Source organism: Hydrogenophaga defluvii (assembly GCF_042665235.1).
Classification (GTDB): domain Bacteria; phylum Pseudomonadota; class Gammaproteobacteria; order Burkholderiales; family Burkholderiaceae_C; genus Hydrogenophaga; species Hydrogenophaga defluvii_A.
On sequence record NZ_JBHTBZ010000049.1, the window covers coordinates 13798 to 29285 of the forward strand.

Genomic DNA, 15488 nt, shown 5'->3' on the forward strand with positions numbered 1-15488 from the left:
GCCTCAGGCGGCGACGCTGTGCCGCTTCCAGTTGGTCGCCAGGCTGCTGGCGCCCGATTCCATGCCGTGGAACTTGAAGTTCATGGCCGGCACCTCGCCGCTGATCAGCTCGGCCAGGGCGCGGCCCGAACCGGCGCCGTGGGTCCAGCCCAAGGTGCCGTGGCCGGCATTGACCCACAGCTTGCCCACCTGGGTGCGGCCAATCAGAGGGATGTTGGTGGGGGTGGCCGGGCGCAGGCCGGTCCAGAACTGCGGGTCGCCGCCTTCTTCGGGCGTGCGGGTGTCGGCCACGCCGGGGAAGACTTCCTCAATGCGGCGCACCAGCATCTGGCAGCGCTTTTTGGCCAGCGGCGTGTCCAGCGACAGGTCGAAACCGCCCAGCTCGATGGTGCCGGCCACACGCAGCTGGTTGCCCAGGCGCGAAATGGCGATCTTCAGGCCGTCGTCGATCATGCTCACGCTGGGCGCCAGCTCGGGCTTGAGCAGCGGCAGTGTGGCGCTGTAGCCCTTGCCGGGATAGATGGGCACGTTGACGCCCACGGTGCGCAGCAGCGGCGTGGTGTAGGAGCCGCAGGCGGCGACAAACGCATCGCCCACGACGGTGCGCACTTCGCCGCTGCGGCGGTCGCGCACGCGCACGTTTTGCATTTCACCGCCTGCCGTGTTGAGCTGCTCGATGTCGTGGCCGAACAGCAGGCGCGCGCCTTTTTGTTCGCACAGGTCGGCGAGTTTCTGGGTGAACACGCGGGCGTCGCCGTGTTCGTCGGAGGGGGTGTAGGTGCCACCCACAATGCGGTCGCCAAAGGCGCGCAGCGCCGGTTCGATGTTCAGCAGCTCGTCGCGCGAGATCACCCGGCGCTTCACGCCATGGCGGCCCATCACCTCGGCCGCGCTGGCCGCGCCGTCGAACGATTGGGTGTCGGTGTAGTAATGCGCAATGCCACGCTCCAGGCGGTTGTATTCGATGCCGGTGGTGGCCACCATGTCCTTGAGCGTGGCGTGGCTGAAGGCGCCCAGCGCCACCAGTTGGGCCACGTTGCGCTCGAAGGCGGCGTCGTTGCACTGGCCCAGGAATTGCAAGCCCCACTTCCACTGGTCCCAGTCGAGTTGCGGGCGGAACAGCAGCGGTGAAGTGGGCGAAAACATCCACTTGAGCGCCTTCAGCGGCGCCTCGCGGTTGGCCCAGGGCTCGCAGTAGCTCACCGAAATCTGCGCCGCGTTGGCAAAGCTGGTTTCCAGGGCCGCGTCGTTCTGGCGGTCCACCAGCGTGACCTCGTGGCCGCGCTCCAGCAAATGCCAAGCGGTGCTCACACCAATGATGCCGGCACCCATCACAACCACTCGCATAGCGTTCACCTTGGAAAAATTTGACTGTTGCGCAGTATGGGAAAAACCGGCTTGAAATTGAAGTGAAATTAAACTAAATTGAAAAACATCAGATTGACTAATGGAAGGATGCCATGAGCACCTTTGACCCCGACGCCCTGGAATGCCTGGCCGCCATCATCGAAGAAGGGGGCTTTGAGCGCGCCGCTCAGCGCTTGTCCATCACCCAGTCGGCGGTGTCGCAGCGCCTGCGTGCGCTGGAGGCGCAGGTGGGCACGGTGCTCATCGTGCGCAGCCGCCCGCTCAAACCCACGCAGGCGGGGCAACTGCTGCTCAAACACGCGAAGATGATGCGCCTGCTGCGCGCCGACCTGGAGCGCGACCTGAAAGAACTGGCGCCCAGCTCCACCGGCGGCGGGCGGGATGACGAGCGCATCTCGGTGGCCATCAACGCCGACAGCATCGCCACCTGGGCGCTGGGCGCGCTCACGCCGTTGGCGCAGAGTGGCCTGCCGATTGAAATCATCCACGACGACCAGGATTTCACCCAGGAATGGCTGCGCGAAGGCCAGGTGCTGGGTTGTGTCACCTCCATTGGCCAGGCCTTGCGCGGCTGCAAGATGGACGCGTTGGGCACCATGGACTACGTGGCTGTGGCCTCACCCGCCTTTGCCGAACGCCACCTGCCGGCCGGCCTGAACGCCCACAATTTCCACCAGACGCCCTTCATTACCTTCAACCGCAAGGACGACATGCAGCGCGAATTTGTGGCGCGCGCCTTCGGGCTGCAACGGGTCATCTTGCGGCAGATTTATGTGCCTTCGTCCGAGGGGCAGGTGATGGCGGTCCAGCGTGGCTGGGGCGTGAGTGTGGTGCCCGAACTGCTGGTGCGCGAGCGGCTGGCGCGCGGTGTGCTGGTCAACGTGGCGCCCACACACGCGCAAGGCGTCAAGCTGTATTGGCACTGCTGGAACCTGGCCTCCGACGTGCTCGATGGCCTGAGCGCGGCCTTGCGGCGCGAGGCGGCCACGCAGTTGCGCCAGACGTGAAAAAGCCCGCTGGCGCAAGCGCCGGACGGGCTTTTTTTCGGCCAGCGTTTACTTGGGCATCACCACGGTGTCGATCACGTGGATCACACCGTTGCTGGCCACCACGTCGGTTTTCACCACGTTGGCGGCGTCCACTTTCACGCCACCCATGGTGCTGACGGTCAGCTCGCTGCCTTGCACCGTTTTGACCTTGCCGGCTTTCACATCGGCGGCCATCACCTTGCCGGGCACCACGTGGTAGGTCAGCACCTTGGTCAATGCGGCCTTGTCTTTCAACAGGGCATCCAGTTGGGTTTTCGGGATTTTGGCAAAGGCTTCGTCGGTGGGGGCGAAGACGGTGAAGGGGCCAGGGCCCTTGAGCGTGTCCACCAGGCCGGCAGCTTGCACCGCGGTCACCAGGGTTTTGAACGACCCGGCCGAGACGGCTGTGTCAACGATGTCGGCGGCTTGTGCGGCCAGGGCGCTCAGGCCCATCACGGAAGCGATCAGCAGTTTTTTCATGGTCAGTCCTGTTGCAGTGGTTGGTTGAAGGGAAAAGGGAGATTTCAGGGCGTGCTCAGGCAGGTGCCGTGGGCAGGATCACTTTGTCGATCACATGGATCACGCCGTTGCTGGTGAGCACATCGGTGGCCACAATGTTGGCTTTTCGGCCCAGCTGGTCGGTGATGGCCAGATCGCTGCCGACCGTGAACGTGGCGCCCTGCAGCGAAGTGATGGGCGTGTTCAGCGGCACCTGCGCCTTGAACACGCGGCTGGGCACCACGTGGTAGGTCAGCACGGCGGTCAGCAGCGCGGTGTTGGCGAACAAGGCCTCTTTGGTCGTGCCCAGTTCGGCCAGCGCGGCGGCGAAGGCCGCGTTGGTGGGCGCAAAAACGGTGAAGGGGCCGGTCGCGCTCAGCGCGTCCACCAGGCCAGCGGCTTGCACCGCTTCGACCAACAGCGTGAATTCCGGCGCCGAGGCGATGGCGGTTTGCACAATGGTTTTGTCGGCCGGCAGGATGACCTTGTCGATCACGTGGATCACGCCGTTGCTGGCCGCCACATCGGTGCCGGTGATGTTGGCCACCCGGTTGCGGCCGTCGGTGATTTTGAGGCCGCTGTTCGATTCGATTTTGAACACGCCGCCCTGCACCGTGGTGATGGGTTGGCCCAACACGCCGGCCACCGCGCTGGCTTCCACCTTGGCGGGCAGCACGTGGTAGGTCAAGACGGCCGTGAGCAATGCCTTGTCCGCCAGCAGGGCTTCTTTGGTCACACCCAGCTCGGTGAGCAGCGCGGCGAAGGCCGCATTGGTGGGTGCAAACACGGTGAAGGGGCCGGTGCCGCTGAGGGTGGTGGCCAGATCGGCTGCGACCACGGCCTCGACCAGGATGCTGAAGTCGGGCAGGCTTTGTGCCACCTCCACGATGTTTTTTGATGGGTTGTGGTCGTCGTCGCCACCGCCACAGGCGGACAGCAGGGCAGAACCGGCGCCGGCGGCGGCCAGCATCAACAGGGAACGGCGGGGAATGCGCATGGGTGCCTCACAGGTGGTTGAACAACATGGCTCGCGGGCGTGCGGCCAACTTGCGAGGATGAATACTAACCAATCAGAATCAAAAGTGACTAATCAGTATAAATTCACTCAAATGAGTGGGGATATAGACTTGCGCGTTAATTTGGTGCACCATCAGCAGCAGGAGAAATGTGGGATGTCCTCAGCCGTATTGAAATCGCCCCCTGCCAAGCGCAGTTTTCGGGAGCAAATGCACCAGGCGCGTGAAGACGCGATCATCCAGGCCGTCAACCGCCTGTTGGCCGAAAAAGGGTTTGACGCCATGACGGTGGACGAGGTAGCCGCCGAGGTGGGCATCGCCAAGGCCAGCCTGTACAAACACTTTTCCAGCAAGGAAGATTTGGCCGCTGCGGCGATGGTGAAGGTGATGTTGCGCGCGGTGGCGTTTCTCGACAGCCTCGACACCTCGGAGCGCCCCATCGACCTGCTCAAGGCGGTGGCGCGCTGGACCATGGAGGTGCAGTTGGCGGGCGAGATGCCTTCGTTGCCGAGCGAAAACTCCGCGCTGCGCGGCGCCTTGATGGTGAACACCGCGTACATGGACGGCTTGATGCAGGTCAGCGACCGACTGGGCGCCTGGATTGAAGCGGCTCAGGCCGATGGCAGTCTCAACCGCAACCTGCCGCCGATTGCCGTGCTCTACACCCTGTACGCACGGGCGTGTGATCCGGTGCTGGGTTTCTTGCGGGCCAGTGGCACCCACAGCGACAGCGAGATCATCGACATGGTGATGACCAGCTGCTTTGAGGGCTTGAACGCGCGCTGACGCGGCCGGGTATCAGCGGTGGGGCGCGGCGCCGCCCGACCAGATGTCGTCGAGGTCGGGGAAGGGCCAGTCGGCTGGGTCTTCGCGGCCGAGGATTTGTATTTTGGTGTTGGGGGCCGACAAGTCCACCTCCTGCAGCGGCAGGCGCTCCTGGTGGCGCAGCGAGTAGAACACCTTGACGATGGGCTTGAGCAGCGAACGTTGTGACTGGTCAATCACCACCGCCAGTTTCTCGTTGTTGAGCTTGACCAGCGAGCCCACCGGGTAAATGCCCAGGCTGCGCACAAAGGCCTGAAACACACGCGGATCAAAATGCCCGCCGGTCCACTTGGCCATGCGGCTGAGCGACTCGGCCGGGTCCCAGCCCGCCTTGTAGGGGCGGTTGGAGGTGATGGCGTCGTACACGTCGCACACCGCGCCCATGCGGGCCATCAGGCTGATCTGGTCGCCGGCCAGTTTGTTGGGGTAGCCGGCGCCATCCATCCGCTCGTGGTGGTGCAGGCACACGTCCAGCGCCACCGGGTGGCTCACGCCGCTGTCCTTGAGCAACTGCCAGCCCTTGTGCGGGTGGCTTTTCACCAGCTCAAATTCGTCATCGGTCAATCGGCCGGGTTTGTTGAGCACGGCCATGGGCACCAGGGCCTTGCCGATGTCGTGCAGCAGGCCGGCAAAACCCGCGTCGCTCACCTGTTCGTCGCTGAGCTTGAGCTGGCGCCCGACCGACACCATCAGCGCACACACGGCCACCGAGTGCATGTAGGTGTAGTTGTCTGCCGTTTTGAGCCGCGCCAGGCTGATGAGCGCGCTGCCGTTGCGCATCACCGAATCGGTGATGTCTTGCACCAGACCGCGCACTGTGCCGGTGTCGATGGCGCGGCCCATGCGGACCTCGCTGAACATGCGCGTCATTTCCTCGCGCGCAGACAGGCAGACGCTGGCGGCACGGGCCATTTCTTCGCGCAGGCCACACGCGATGGGGCGCTCCGCAAGCAGCGTTTCGGACGGCACATCCGGCGCCGGTTCGTCGGGCGTCGCAGACGGCGCGTCGAATGTCAGCACCTCGACATCCAGCCCTTGGCTGGTGTCTATCCACACGCCGGTCACCCACTGACCATCACGCGGGCCAGATCGCGCGGCTCTTCGAGCACAAAGCGGTTGCGCCAGAAGGGGTGGTCTATCCAGGACCCCTCGAAGCCCTGGATGTACATGCCCAGCCGCAACTGATCGGGGCGGATCTGCTTGAGCAAGTGCCTACCCTGCCCGGTCTGACAAGGGGGATGTCAGCGCACCAGCAGGACGGGCGTGCCGCAGTGCGCCATGACCTTGGTGGCCACCGAGCCCATGACCAGGTTGCCCAGGGCGCTGTGGCCGTGCGAGCCCATGATCACAAGATCGAACTTGCCGCTGTCGGCGGTCTTGGCGATCAGCTCGCCCGGATGGCCGACTTTGCTGACGGTGTCGGGCTCAATGCTGTGGCGCTTGAGAAACTTGACCACGGGGCCAAACACCTTGGTGGCTTCTTCCTCGTGGTAGCTCTTGACCACTTCGGCACCCACGGCCGCGCGGGCGCGCGGGGGCAACGGCAGCTGCACGTTGAGCAAGGTGAACTGGTTGTTGGTGCCAAACATCTCGGCGTGGGTGGCCAGGTAGGCAAGCATCTTCTTGGTGTACGGGCTGCCATCAACGGCGAGAAGGATTTTCATGGGTTTGGCTCCAGGGTTTGACAGAGTGCGCTTGAGTGTAAATGTTTGACACAGGGGCTTGTTGTTTTCGGTCAAGCTGCAAGCGCGATGCACTGGCTGGGACGGAAGTCCTTCTGTTCACCCTTGTGCGCATACCCCATGGGGTTGGCCACGACGCGGCAGTTGCCCACGCGGTAGTCGTGCGCACAATGCAGGTGCCCATGCAGCCACAGGTCGGCGTGGGCCAGCATGGGATCCAGCGTGTTGCAGAAGCCGGCCGTGCCGGGTGTGAGGCCGTAGCGCGGGTCCGCGCTGCGCAGGCTGGGGGCGAAATGGGTCACCACCACGGTGTGGCCATCGAAGGGCTGAGACAGTGCTTCGGCCAGCCATTGCTGGCACTGCAGCGCCTGGTCGCGCATGGCGGCTGCGTCGAACAACGCGCCGCCGCGCCGGGTGGCCATGGTGCGCAGGTAGAAGTTGGCGGCGCGAAAGGCTTTGTCGCGTGCCTTCAGCGCCTCGGTGGGCGGCAGCCCCTGGGCCAGGGCGTCGAAGTCGGCCCACAAGGTGGTGCCCACAAAACGCACGCTGCCCAGGCGCCACTGTTCGCGTTCCAGCCACACCAGACCCAGGCGGTCGCAGGTGTGGCGCAGGTTGGTGTGGGCTTCGTCGAAATCCAGTGCGTCGTATTCGTGGTTGCCGGGCACAAACAGCACGGGCACCGGCCAGCCGGCAAACTGTGGAAGTGGTGAAAAGCGCTGCAGACCCCAGTCGGGCTCGGTCAGCGCGTGGCCGTCGCGACGTGTCTGGTACGAGCCGATGTCGCCGGCCAGCACCAGCAGATCGGCGCCGGGCGCGGGTTCGATCTGCAGGTGCGGGTTGGACTCCAGGTGCAAGTCGCTCAGCAGTTGGATGTTCATGGCGCGGCCACCGGAGCCACCTGGCGGTTGTTCTGGGCGGTGCGCCGAACGGCTTCGCGTAGCCAGCGGTGGGCGCTGCTGGCCTGGTGCTGGCGGTGCCACAACGCATCCACATGCACGGCCGGCACGTCCAGCGGCAGCGGTCGCCACACCAACTGGTCGGCCACACCGGTGCCGCCGATGAAGTGGCGTGGCAACACGGTCAGCAGGTCGGAGCTGGCCACGACCAGGCCGGCGGTGAAGAACTGGTTGACCGTGAGCACCACACGCCGTTTGCGCGAGACGGCGGTCAGCGCCTCGTCCACAAAACCGACCGGGCGCCCGGAAAAACTCACCAGCAGGTGGCGCGCGGCGCAGTAGTCGTTCAGGCTCAGCGCGCCTTGGGCCAGCGGGTGGTGTTTGCGCATGACCACCACGTACTCACCGTCGTACAGGCGCTCGTACATGAAGCGTGGGTTGCTCTCTTGCAGGTGCTGGGCGCCCAGTTCGGCCAACACGCCAGGAAAGTGGCCGATGGCCAGGTCGACCTCGCCCGACTCCAGCAACTGGCGCGGGTCGCGCGTGGTCAGCGGAACGACCCGCAGCGTCACGCCCGGGGCTTCGCTGGCCAGCACGTCCACCAGGCCGGGAATCACCTTGGCGGCGGTGGCGTCGGCCATGGTGAACACAAACGCGTTCTGGGCCAGGGCGGGGTTGAAGTCGCCCGGGGCCAGCGCCTCGCGCAACTGGTGCAGCGCGTCGCGCACGCTGGGCCACAGCATCAAGGCGCGTGGGGTGGGTTCCACACCGTAGCCGGCGCGCAACACCAGCTCGTCGCCCAGCAGGTCGCGCAGGCGGCGCAAGGCGTTGCTCACGGCCGGCTGGGTCATGGACAGGCGTTGCGCCGCGCGCGTCAGGTTGCGCTCGGCCATCACCTCGTCGAACACCCGCAGCAGGTTCAGGTCCAGGGTGCGGAAGTTGAGTTCATTCATTTGGCTTGTGAATGTAAGCCATCACAAGAATAAATTTGCAAATACCTGGGGTTAACCCTAGGATTCACCTGTCCAAAAGACATTTCTTCAAGGAGTTTGCCATGAGCACCGTCGTTTCTTCTTCCCCTGTTGCTTTGAGTGGCCGCACCAACGAAGCGGTTGTGCGCCCGACCAACGAAGGCGCCCGTGGCTTGGCGGCTTTGCTGCTGGCGGCCGTGGTGGCCGCGTTGGTGGTGGTGGCCGATCAGGTGATCGAGTCCTGGGTGGATGGCCATGTGTTCCTGGCCTGGGTGCTGCTGTGGGCGGTGGTGTTTGCCGCCACCCTGGTGTTTGCCGGCACCGCCCGTCGCATGGGTTTGCGTGCCATGGCAGCGCTCAACCGCTGGTCGGTGGCTGCAGCACAACGCCGCGCCGAAGCCCGCATGTGGGAGATCGCCAAAACCGATTCGCGCGTGATGAGCGAGTTGGTGGCCGCACAACAGCGCGCCGATGTGGACGCGCCCGCCACTGTGGTGCCCGACAGCGAAGCCCTGTTGCGCCTGGCCCGCAGTCAGATGCCGGCAGGCCGCCGCCGCGCCGTGTTCTATTGCTGAGCCGCTGACGCACCATAAAAAAAGGCCACCGGGGCAACCCGGTGGCCTTTTTGCTGTCCGCTTGTGGCCTGTGTGACCTTATGCGGCGGCCAGGCGCTGCTCGATCTGCGCCTTGGTGGCAACCAGCTCCTGGGGCAGGTGGTAGGCCAGCTGGGTGAACAGCTCGCTGTGCAGGGCCAGCTCGGCCTGCCAGTCGGCCTTGTCGATGTGGGTCACCGAGTCGAACTGGGCACGGTTGAAGTCCAGGCCGCTCCACTCGATTTCCTCAAAGGTGGGGCTGACGCCAAACAGGTTGTCCTGGCCTTGCACCTTGCCTTCGATGCGGTCGAGCATCCACTTGAGCACCCGCATGTTTTCGCCGTAGCCAGGCCAGACGAACTTGCCGTCGGCGCCCTTGCGGAACCAGTTGACGCAGAAGATCTTGGGCAGGGTGTGACCCAGGCTTTCCAGCTTGTGCTCCATGTCCAGCCAGTGCTGGAAGTAGTCACTCATGTTGTAGCCGGTGAAGGGCAGCATCGCGAACGGGTCGCGGCGCACCACGCCCTGGGCGCCAAAGGCGGCAGCGGTGGTTTCCGAACCCATGGTGGCGGCCATGTAGACGCCTTCCATCCAGGTGCGGGCTTCGGTCACCAACGGCACGGTGGTGCTGCGGCGGCCACCGAAGATGAAGGCGTCGATGGGCACACCGGCCGGGTCGTCCCAGGCCGGGTCGAGCGCGGGGTTGTTGATGGCGGCCACGGTGAAGCGCGCGTTGGGGTGGGCGGCCTTGGCGCCGGTTTCTTTTGCGAGCTGCGGCGTCCAGTCCTTGCCCTGCCAGTCGATGGCGTGGGCCGGGGCATCGCCCATGCCTTCCCACCACACGTCGCCGTCGTCGGTGAGGGCCACGTTGGTGAAGATCACGTCCTTGGTCAGGCTGGCCATGCAGTTGGGGTTGGTCAGCGTGTTGGTGCCAGGGGCGACGCCGAAGTAGCCGGCTTCGGGGTTGATGGCGTACAGCTTGCCGTCGGCGTGGGGCTTGATCCAGGCGATGTCGTCGCCGATGGTGGTGACGGTCCAGCCGTTCAGACCTTGCGGCGGGATCAGCATGGCGAAGTTGGTCTTGCCGCAGGCGCTGGGGAAGGCCGCGGCCACGTGCGACTTCTTGCCCTCGGGAGAGGTCACGCCCAGGATCAGCATGTGCTCGGCCAGCCAGCCCTGGTCGCGGCCCATGGTGGAGGCGATGCGCAGGGCCAGGCACTTCTTGCCCAGCAGGGCGTTGCCACCGTAGCCCGAGCCGTAAGACCAGATCTCGCGCGTTTCGGGGTAGTGGACGATGTATTTGGTGGTCGGGTTGCAAGGCCACGACACGTCGGCCTGGCCTTCGGCCAGCGGTGCGCCCACGGTGTGCACGCAGGGCACGTACTCGCCGTCCACGCCCAGCACGTCGTACACCGCCTTGCCCATGCGGGTCATGATCTTCATGTTGGTGACCACGTAGGGGCTGTCGGTCAGTTCCACGCCGATCTGGGCGATGTGCGAACCCAGCGGGCCCATGCTGAAGGGGATCACGTACATGGTGCGCCCAGCCATGCAGCCGTCGAACAGGGGCTGGAGCGTGGCGCGCATGTCGGCCGGGGCTTTCCAGTTGTTGGTCGGACCGGCGTCTTCCTGCTTTTCAGAGCAGATGAAGGTGCGGTCTTCCACGCGGGCCACGTCGGACGGGTCGGACCAGGCCAGGTAGGAGTTCGGGCGTTTGGCGGGGTTCAGGCGCTTCAGGGTGCCGCTGGCCACCATCTGCTCGCACAGGGTGTTGTATTCGGCTTCGCTGCCGTCGCACCAGTGGATGCGCGCGGGTTTGCACAGGGCGGCCATGTCGGCCACCCAGGCGATGAGGCGGGCGTTCTTCACAAAGGCGGGCGCCTGGATGGTCAGGCCCTGCATGGCGGGAGAATTCATGTGGTCAGCTCCAAAGTAAAAAAGCGGAATCTTGAAAAACGTCGCTTCAAACCGTGGAGGGAGCGCCTGTGCGAGAACACAGGTTGAGACGTTTTTCAGTATCCCCTTCTCTGCTGAGGGACTGCGTCTCGGTCGGCGCCCGGAGGGCTGCGTGCTGGGTGCAGGGTGCAGCGCGAAAAGCCAAAACCCCGCGTCGGTAAACCCGGGTTTTGGCCCGCGTGTCGGCCAAGGAGGGGTATTTTATGAAAGCAGGGTGGCAGTTACCTGACGGGTACATGCAAAACTTGCATGACCCTATGCTACCGCTTGTTCAGCGGTAGAAGGCCTCAACCGCACCCTTGAGTTTGATCATCAGCGGCTGGCCTTTGCGGTCCACCGTTTTGCCGGCAGGCACGCGTATCCAGCCTTCGCTGACGCAGTATTCCTCAACGTCGAAACGTTCTTTGCCGTTGAAACGGATGCCGATGTCGTGTTCGAAAACCGCCGCCACGTGGTGTGGGCTGCGCGGGTCGATGGAGAGGTGATCGGGCAGCGCGGGGCGCTCGGAGGGGGTGGCGGCGGTGTCGTTCATGGCGGCAATTGTCGCCGAGCCGTCGCCCACACCCATCACTGCGGCAGGGCAGGGCGCAGCCCGGCGCGCGTGGGTGCGGGCACCAAGGTGGCGCCGCTGGCGGGCGCGCGCCGTTGCTGCTGCTGTTGTTCGCGCATCTGGCGCCGCAGGCCCACCGCGTCGGTGGTCGCCGCGCCGGTGCCACCGTTGTCGATGCGGAACACCGCCACCGTTTCGGTGGTGTTTTGGGCCAAGCCTTCGAGCGATTGCGCCGAGGCGGCGATTTCTTCCACCAGCGCCGCGTTCTGCTGGGTGATGGTGTCGAGTTGCGCCACCGCCGCGTTGATCTGCGAGATGCCCGTCAGCTGCTCTTTGGCGGCGTTGCTGATTTCGTCCACCAGCACATTGACCCGGCGCACCCCTTCCACGGCTTCGCTCATGGTTTTGCGTGCGGCCTCCGATTTGGTGTGGCCGGCCTCCACCTTGCTGGCCGAATCCTCGATCAGTGTTTTGACCTCTTTGGCAGCGGTGGATGTGCGCTGCGCCAGCGTGCGCACCTCGCTGGCCACCACCGCAAAACCCCGGCCCTGTTCGCCCGCACGCGCCGCCTCCACGGCAGCGTTCAGCGCCAGGATGTTGGTCTGGAACGCGATGCTGTCGATCACCTGTGTGATCTCGCTGATGCGGCGCGACGATTCCTGGATCGCCCGCATGTTGGTGCCGACCTCGTTGACGGCCTCGCTGCCGCGTTCGGCGATGTCGCGCGCCTGCGCCGACAACTCGCTGGCCTGGCGGGCCGACTCGGCGGACTGGCGCACCGTGCCCGTGATCTCTTCCATGGAGGCGGCGGTCTGCTCCAGGTTGCTGGCCTGGGCCTCGGTGCGCTGGCTCAGGTCCAGGTTGCCGCTGGCGATCTCGGCCGTGCCCATCACCATGGCCCCGCTTTGCTGGCGGGCGTCGCGCACCACCGAACGCAGGTTCACCCCGAGTTGGCTCAGCGCCACCTGAAGGTCGCCGAGCTGGTCGCTGCGGGTGTGGGCCACCGACTGGGTGAGGTCGCCCGCCGCCATGCTGTTGGCCGCATTGATCAGGGCACCCAAGGGGGCGGTGATCAAATGGGTGAGGTACCACCAGAAGCCCACCAGCAAGGCCAGTTTGGCACCGAGGTTGAGCGCGCTCATCAGCCCGCCCGAGGCCGGCAGCACCAGGTTGACGCCCTGGCCGACCAGCACCAGCGCCAGCAGCACCACCAGCATCTTGGCGGACAGGCTCAGACGCGTCATTTCGGCCAGGCGCCCGGCCAGCGTGTGTTTCACCAGGCGCCCGTTTTTGAGCGTGTGCACCAGGCGGCCACTCTCCTTTTCGGCGCGCATGGTGGCATAGAGCTGTTCGGCGGACTGGATCTGTTCGCGTGTGGCTTCGGTGCGCACCGACATGTAGCCGATGGGCTGGCCGTTTTGCAGCAGGGGCGTGGCGTTGGCCATCACCCAGTAGTGGTCACCGTTTTTGCGCCGGTTCTTCACCGCCGCCGACCAGGGGCGCCCACTGGCGATCGTGTCCCACATGTCGCGGTAGGCCTCCTCCGGCATGTCGGGGTGGCGCACGATGTTGTGGGGCTGGCCGAGCAGTTCTTCCTTCTCGTAGCCGCTGACCTCGATGAAGATCGGGTTGCAGTAGAGGATGCGCCCCTTGGTGTCGGTGGTTGACACCAAGGTTTGGCCGGTGGGAAACGGATGTTCCTGGCCACTGACGGGCAAATTGACGCGCATGATTCCTCCACTGTTGTGACAACATGCACAGGACGCGATACCTTGTGGCTTTCATGACCACCAACCTTCCCCTGCGCTGCAAGCTTCTTCGTTGAGCAAAGGTTAACTGGCCGAAACAATATGCGCAAGCTGATTCTGAGGAGAATGTCATGGCCTTGCAGTACACCTACGTGGCGCCACGCTTGCCCGAGAACAAGATGCGTATCTACCCCACCCAGGTGATCAACATCATCGGTGGGCCGGGCAGCGACAAATCGCTGTACACCGCCGCCATCGTGCTCAGCCTGCACCAGCGCCACCTCACCGTGGAAACCGTGCCCGACTACGCCAAGGCCCTGGTTTGGCAGAAAGACCTGGAAGCCTTGCGCAACCAGTACCTGATCGCACACCAGCAGAACACCATGCTGAGCATTCTGGACGGCCAGGTGCAGTATTTGGTGACCGAGTGTTCGCTGCCCCAGTTGCTCTATTACAACGAGACCTACCCCGACAACATCTGTGATGTGGCCAAGACACGCAAACAAATCCTGGCCTGGCACCAGCAATACAAAAACGTGAACGTGCTGGTGCAGCGCGATCCCGACAAAAAATACGTGCGCAGCGGTCGCCTGCAAGACGAAGACCAGGCGCGTGCCGTGGATGCGGGCCTGCGTGGCTGCCTGAACCGCGAAGGCATCAAGTTCACCCCGTTGCCGCCGTCCGTCTCAGCGATAGAGCAGTTCGCCGCCACCCTGGTCTGATCGCGCGCAAGCCGCCTGACGGGCGGCGTCTTCGCCCGGCGGCGCTTCAAGCCAGATCAGGATGGCCGGCCGGCCGTTGTGGTCGGTGGGCACGGCGGTCATCCAGAACGCGTGGACGGTGGCGTCGGCGCCGTGCAGGCGCAGTGTGTGGGCGGTCACATGGCCCTCGTTTGCCACCCGTTCTTCGAGGCGCGCAGGTTCGGCGGGGTCCTCAAACAACAGCGCGGCCTGTGTGCCCAGCCGCACGCCGAGCAGGTCGCTGCACCGCCGGTTGGCGTAGACCACGCGGCCCGAGTCGGTGATCAGCACCGGTACGGGCGACACATCCAGCACCTGTTGCAGCCGGCCTTGGGCTGGCTGGTGGTCGCTCACGTCGGTGCTGATGGCGCAGGTGGCGTAAGGGCGTTGGTCTTCGTCGCGCAAGAGAAACTGCGTGACCTGATGCGTGTGCGCACCGCTCGCGTCGCTCAGGGTTTGTTCGAAAACCTGTGCCCGGCCGGACGTGGCCAGGCGCTCGTCCACCGCACCGTAGAGCCGCTGAACGTCCAGCGGCAACAGTTCGGCATCGGTTTTGCCCAGCGATTCGCCGGGCCGCAACATGTGCAGCCGGTCAAAGGCGGGGTTGGTCATCAGGTGGCGTCCGGCCATGTCGCGCACGCGCACCGGGGCCGGGTAGGCGTCGAGCACGTCCTGGTTGCATTTCTGCTGGCGCCGCAGTTCGGTGACGTCTTCCGCACAGGTGTGGATGTGGACCACCCCGTGGCGCCCGGCTTCGCCACCGGCCAGTCGCACTTGCGAGCGCGAGCGCAACCAGCGGGTGTGGCCATCGCGCTGCACCCGACACAGCGTTTCCAGGTTCACCTGGGGCGCCCCCCGGCGCACGCTGCCCGTCGCCTGCGTCAAGGCCAGGTTGGTCTGCCGCAAATCGTCTGGATGGATGTGGCGCCAGCCCGCCTGCGCATCGAATTGCAGGTCGTCCAGGCGCACCCCCAGCAATTCGGCCATGCGCGGGTTGACAAAACGGGCCAGCAGTTGGCCTTCGGCGTCTTCTTCCACGTGCGAAATGCCCACCGGCAACAGGTTGGTCAGGGTCAGCAACTGGCTTTGTGCCTCCAGGCCGTCCAGCATGTCCGCTTCCAGCCGTTCGACATGGCGCCGGTGGCGGCGTGCGCGCCACGCTGCCTGCCCCACCGCGCCAGCGCCCAGCAGCAGCACGGGCAGCACCAGCTGTGGCCAGCCGGGCGCCGATTTGGGCCCTGGGTCCACCCAGGCCGGTGGCGGCACCAACGGCGACGTGGTCTGGACCAGCGAGGCATCGTCCGCCGATGTGTTCAGGTGGGCGACGTACCCGATGCCCACGGCCAGCGCGGCGACCGAGAGCCAGCCCAGCAACATCCAGCGTTTGTTGTGCATGCGTTCCTCCTGGCAATCTGCCAAAACCGGGTTCAGGGATTGAACCGGGCGGCGGCTGGCGCATGTCTCTGAGCCTGACCGGGCAGTGCAACGCGGCGCTGGGACAGCGCCGGGCGTAAAGTGAATTTGTGTAACTTTACTGGAATTGCCGCTTTTTCAACAACACAAATTGAATCATTTTTTCAATTTGGTCGGCGACGGGCGGCACCTAAAACAAAACGG

General features: G+C 64.9%; 14 protein-coding genes and 1 pseudogene. 4 read left to right on the top strand and 11 right to left on the bottom strand.

Annotated elements, in window-relative coordinates:
* Positions 1-3 precede the first annotated feature (3 nt).
* Positions 4-1347, bottom strand: coding sequence for a D-amino acid dehydrogenase (locus ACFQU0_RS16130; protein ID WP_382202568.1), 1344 nt, complete (start codon positions 1345-1347; stop codon positions 4-6).
* A 113-nt stretch (positions 1348-1460) separates the two neighbouring features.
* Between ACFQU0_RS16130 and ACFQU0_RS16135 the strand changes: the two genes are divergently transcribed.
* On the top strand, positions 1461-2375 hold the full coding sequence (locus ACFQU0_RS16135) for a LysR family transcriptional regulator ArgP (RefSeq protein ID WP_382202570.1): 915 nt from the start codon (positions 1461-1463) through the stop codon (positions 2373-2375).
* Between the two features lie 48 nt (positions 2376-2423).
* Here ACFQU0_RS16135 and ACFQU0_RS16140 read toward each other — a convergent pair whose 3' ends face one another.
* Complete coding sequence (locus ACFQU0_RS16140) at positions 2424-2876, bottom strand: fasciclin domain-containing protein (RefSeq protein WP_382202572.1); 453 nt, start codon at positions 2874-2876, stop codon at positions 2424-2426.
* Positions 2877-2931: 55 nt separating this feature from the next.
* The gene (locus ACFQU0_RS16145; RefSeq protein ID WP_382202573.1) at positions 2932-3891 is read right to left on the bottom strand and encodes a fasciclin domain-containing protein; all 960 of its coding nucleotides are present in this window, start codon (positions 3889-3891) and stop codon (positions 2932-2934) included.
* 175 nt (positions 3892-4066) lie between these two features.
* On the opposite strand from ACFQU0_RS16145, the gene ACFQU0_RS16150 reads away from it, so the two are divergent.
* Positions 4067-4696: a TetR/AcrR family transcriptional regulator gene (locus tag ACFQU0_RS16150; protein ID WP_382202575.1), complete on the top strand. Its 630-nt coding sequence runs from the start codon at positions 4067-4069 to the stop codon at positions 4694-4696.
* A 12-nt stretch (positions 4697-4708) separates the two neighbouring features.
* Here ACFQU0_RS16150 and ACFQU0_RS16155 read toward each other — a convergent pair.
* From ACFQU0_RS16155 to ACFQU0_RS16170, 4 genes and pseudogenes are all read right to left on the bottom strand, one after another.
* A pseudogene (locus tag ACFQU0_RS16155) lies at positions 4709-5943 on the bottom strand (HD-GYP domain-containing protein).
* A gap of 33 nt (positions 5944-5976) precedes the next feature.
* The gene (locus tag ACFQU0_RS16160) at positions 5977-6399 is read right to left on the bottom strand and encodes a universal stress protein (protein WP_382202577.1); all 423 of its coding nucleotides are present in this window, start codon (positions 6397-6399) and stop codon (positions 5977-5979) included.
* 71 nt (positions 6400-6470) lie between these two features.
* Positions 6471-7295, bottom strand: coding sequence for a metallophosphoesterase (locus tag ACFQU0_RS16165; protein WP_382202579.1), 825 nt, complete (start codon positions 7293-7295; stop codon positions 6471-6473).
* The gene (locus tag ACFQU0_RS16170) at positions 7292-8266 is read right to left on the bottom strand and encodes a LysR family transcriptional regulator (RefSeq protein WP_382202581.1); all 975 of its coding nucleotides are present in this window, start codon (positions 8264-8266) and stop codon (positions 7292-7294) included. The genes ACFQU0_RS16165 and ACFQU0_RS16170 overlap by 4 nt, the downstream gene beginning before the upstream one ends.
* Positions 8267-8367: 101 nt before the next feature.
* Here ACFQU0_RS16170 and ACFQU0_RS16175 point away from each other — a divergent pair, with 101 nt between their 5' ends.
* Entirely contained in the window at positions 8368-8859 is a 492-nt protein-coding gene (locus ACFQU0_RS16175) for a hypothetical protein (RefSeq protein WP_382202583.1), read from the top strand.
* Between the two features lie 78 nt (positions 8860-8937).
* On the opposite strand, the gene ACFQU0_RS16180 is transcribed toward ACFQU0_RS16175, so the two are convergent.
* The 3 genes from ACFQU0_RS16180 to ACFQU0_RS16190 all read right to left on the bottom strand — a co-directional run bounded on the left by ACFQU0_RS16180 (position 8938) and on the right by ACFQU0_RS16190 (position 13113).
* Positions 8938-10794: a phosphoenolpyruvate carboxykinase (GTP) gene (locus ACFQU0_RS16180; protein WP_382202585.1), complete on the bottom strand. Its 1857-nt coding sequence runs from the start codon at positions 10792-10794 to the stop codon at positions 8938-8940.
* A gap of 310 nt (positions 10795-11104) precedes the next feature.
* The gene (locus ACFQU0_RS16185) at positions 11105-11365 is read right to left on the bottom strand and encodes a DUF3297 family protein (RefSeq protein ID WP_382202587.1); all 261 of its coding nucleotides are present in this window, start codon (positions 11363-11365) and stop codon (positions 11105-11107) included.
* Between the two features lie 35 nt (positions 11366-11400).
* Complete coding sequence (locus ACFQU0_RS16190) at positions 11401-13113, bottom strand: methyl-accepting chemotaxis protein (RefSeq protein ID WP_382202589.1); 1713 nt, start codon at positions 13111-13113, stop codon at positions 11401-11403.
* 149 nt (positions 13114-13262) lie between these two features.
* On the opposite strand from ACFQU0_RS16190, the gene ACFQU0_RS16195 reads away from it, so the two are divergent.
* A complete protein-coding gene (locus ACFQU0_RS16195) occupies positions 13263-13853 on the top strand; it encodes a DEAD/DEAH box helicase family protein (protein ID WP_382202591.1) in 591 nt (196 codons plus the stop codon).
* Here ACFQU0_RS16195 and ACFQU0_RS16200 read toward each other — a convergent pair.
* The gene (locus tag ACFQU0_RS16200; protein WP_382202592.1) at positions 13818-15266 is read right to left on the bottom strand and encodes a PAS domain-containing protein; all 1449 of its coding nucleotides are present in this window, start codon (positions 15264-15266) and stop codon (positions 13818-13820) included. The two genes, ACFQU0_RS16195 and ACFQU0_RS16200, sit on opposite strands and share 36 nt — an antisense overlap.
* Between the last annotated feature and the right edge of the window lie 222 nt (positions 15267-15488).

What these genes read in the sequence shown, in the direction of transcription:
- ACFQU0_RS16130 (WP_382202568.1), bottom strand. Translation starts at nt 1,347, where the DNA reads ATGCGAGTGGTTGTGATGGGTGCCGGCATCATTGGTGTGAGCACCGCT.
- ACFQU0_RS16135 (WP_382202570.1), top strand. Translation starts at nt 1,461, where the DNA reads ATGAGCACCTTTGACCCCGACGCCCTGGAATGCCTGGCCGCCATCATC.
- ACFQU0_RS16140 (WP_382202572.1), bottom strand. Translation starts at nt 2,876, where the DNA reads ATGAAAAAACTGCTGATCGCTTCCGTGATGGGCCTGAGCGCCCTGGCC.
- ACFQU0_RS16145 (WP_382202573.1), bottom strand. Translation starts at nt 3,891, where the DNA reads ATGCGCATTCCCCGCCGTTCCCTGTTGATGCTGGCCGCCGCCGGCGCC.
- ACFQU0_RS16150 (WP_382202575.1), top strand. Translation starts at nt 4,067, where the DNA reads ATGTCCTCAGCCGTATTGAAATCGCCCCCTGCCAAGCGCAGTTTTCGG.
- ACFQU0_RS16160 (WP_382202577.1), bottom strand. Translation starts at nt 6,399, where the DNA reads ATGAAAATCCTTCTCGCCGTTGATGGCAGCCCGTACACCAAGAAGATG.
- ACFQU0_RS16165 (WP_382202579.1), bottom strand. Translation starts at nt 7,295, where the DNA reads ATGAACATCCAACTGCTGAGCGACTTGCACCTGGAGTCCAACCCGCAC.
- ACFQU0_RS16170 (WP_382202581.1), bottom strand. Translation starts at nt 8,266, where the DNA reads ATGAATGAACTCAACTTCCGCACCCTGGACCTGAACCTGCTGCGGGTG.
- ACFQU0_RS16175 (WP_382202583.1), top strand. Translation starts at nt 8,368, where the DNA reads ATGAGCACCGTCGTTTCTTCTTCCCCTGTTGCTTTGAGTGGCCGCACC.
- ACFQU0_RS16180 (WP_382202585.1), bottom strand. Translation starts at nt 10,794, where the DNA reads ATGAATTCTCCCGCCATGCAGGGCCTGACCATCCAGGCGCCCGCCTTT.
- ACFQU0_RS16185 (WP_382202587.1), bottom strand. Translation starts at nt 11,365, where the DNA reads ATGAACGACACCGCCGCCACCCCCTCCGAGCGCCCCGCGCTGCCCGAT.
- ACFQU0_RS16190 (WP_382202589.1), bottom strand. Translation starts at nt 13,113, where the DNA reads ATGCGCGTCAATTTGCCCGTCAGTGGCCAGGAACATCCGTTTCCCACC.
- ACFQU0_RS16195 (WP_382202591.1), top strand. Translation starts at nt 13,263, where the DNA reads ATGGCCTTGCAGTACACCTACGTGGCGCCACGCTTGCCCGAGAACAAG.
- ACFQU0_RS16200 (WP_382202592.1), bottom strand. Translation starts at nt 15,266, where the DNA reads ATGCACAACAAACGCTGGATGTTGCTGGGCTGGCTCTCGGTCGCCGCG.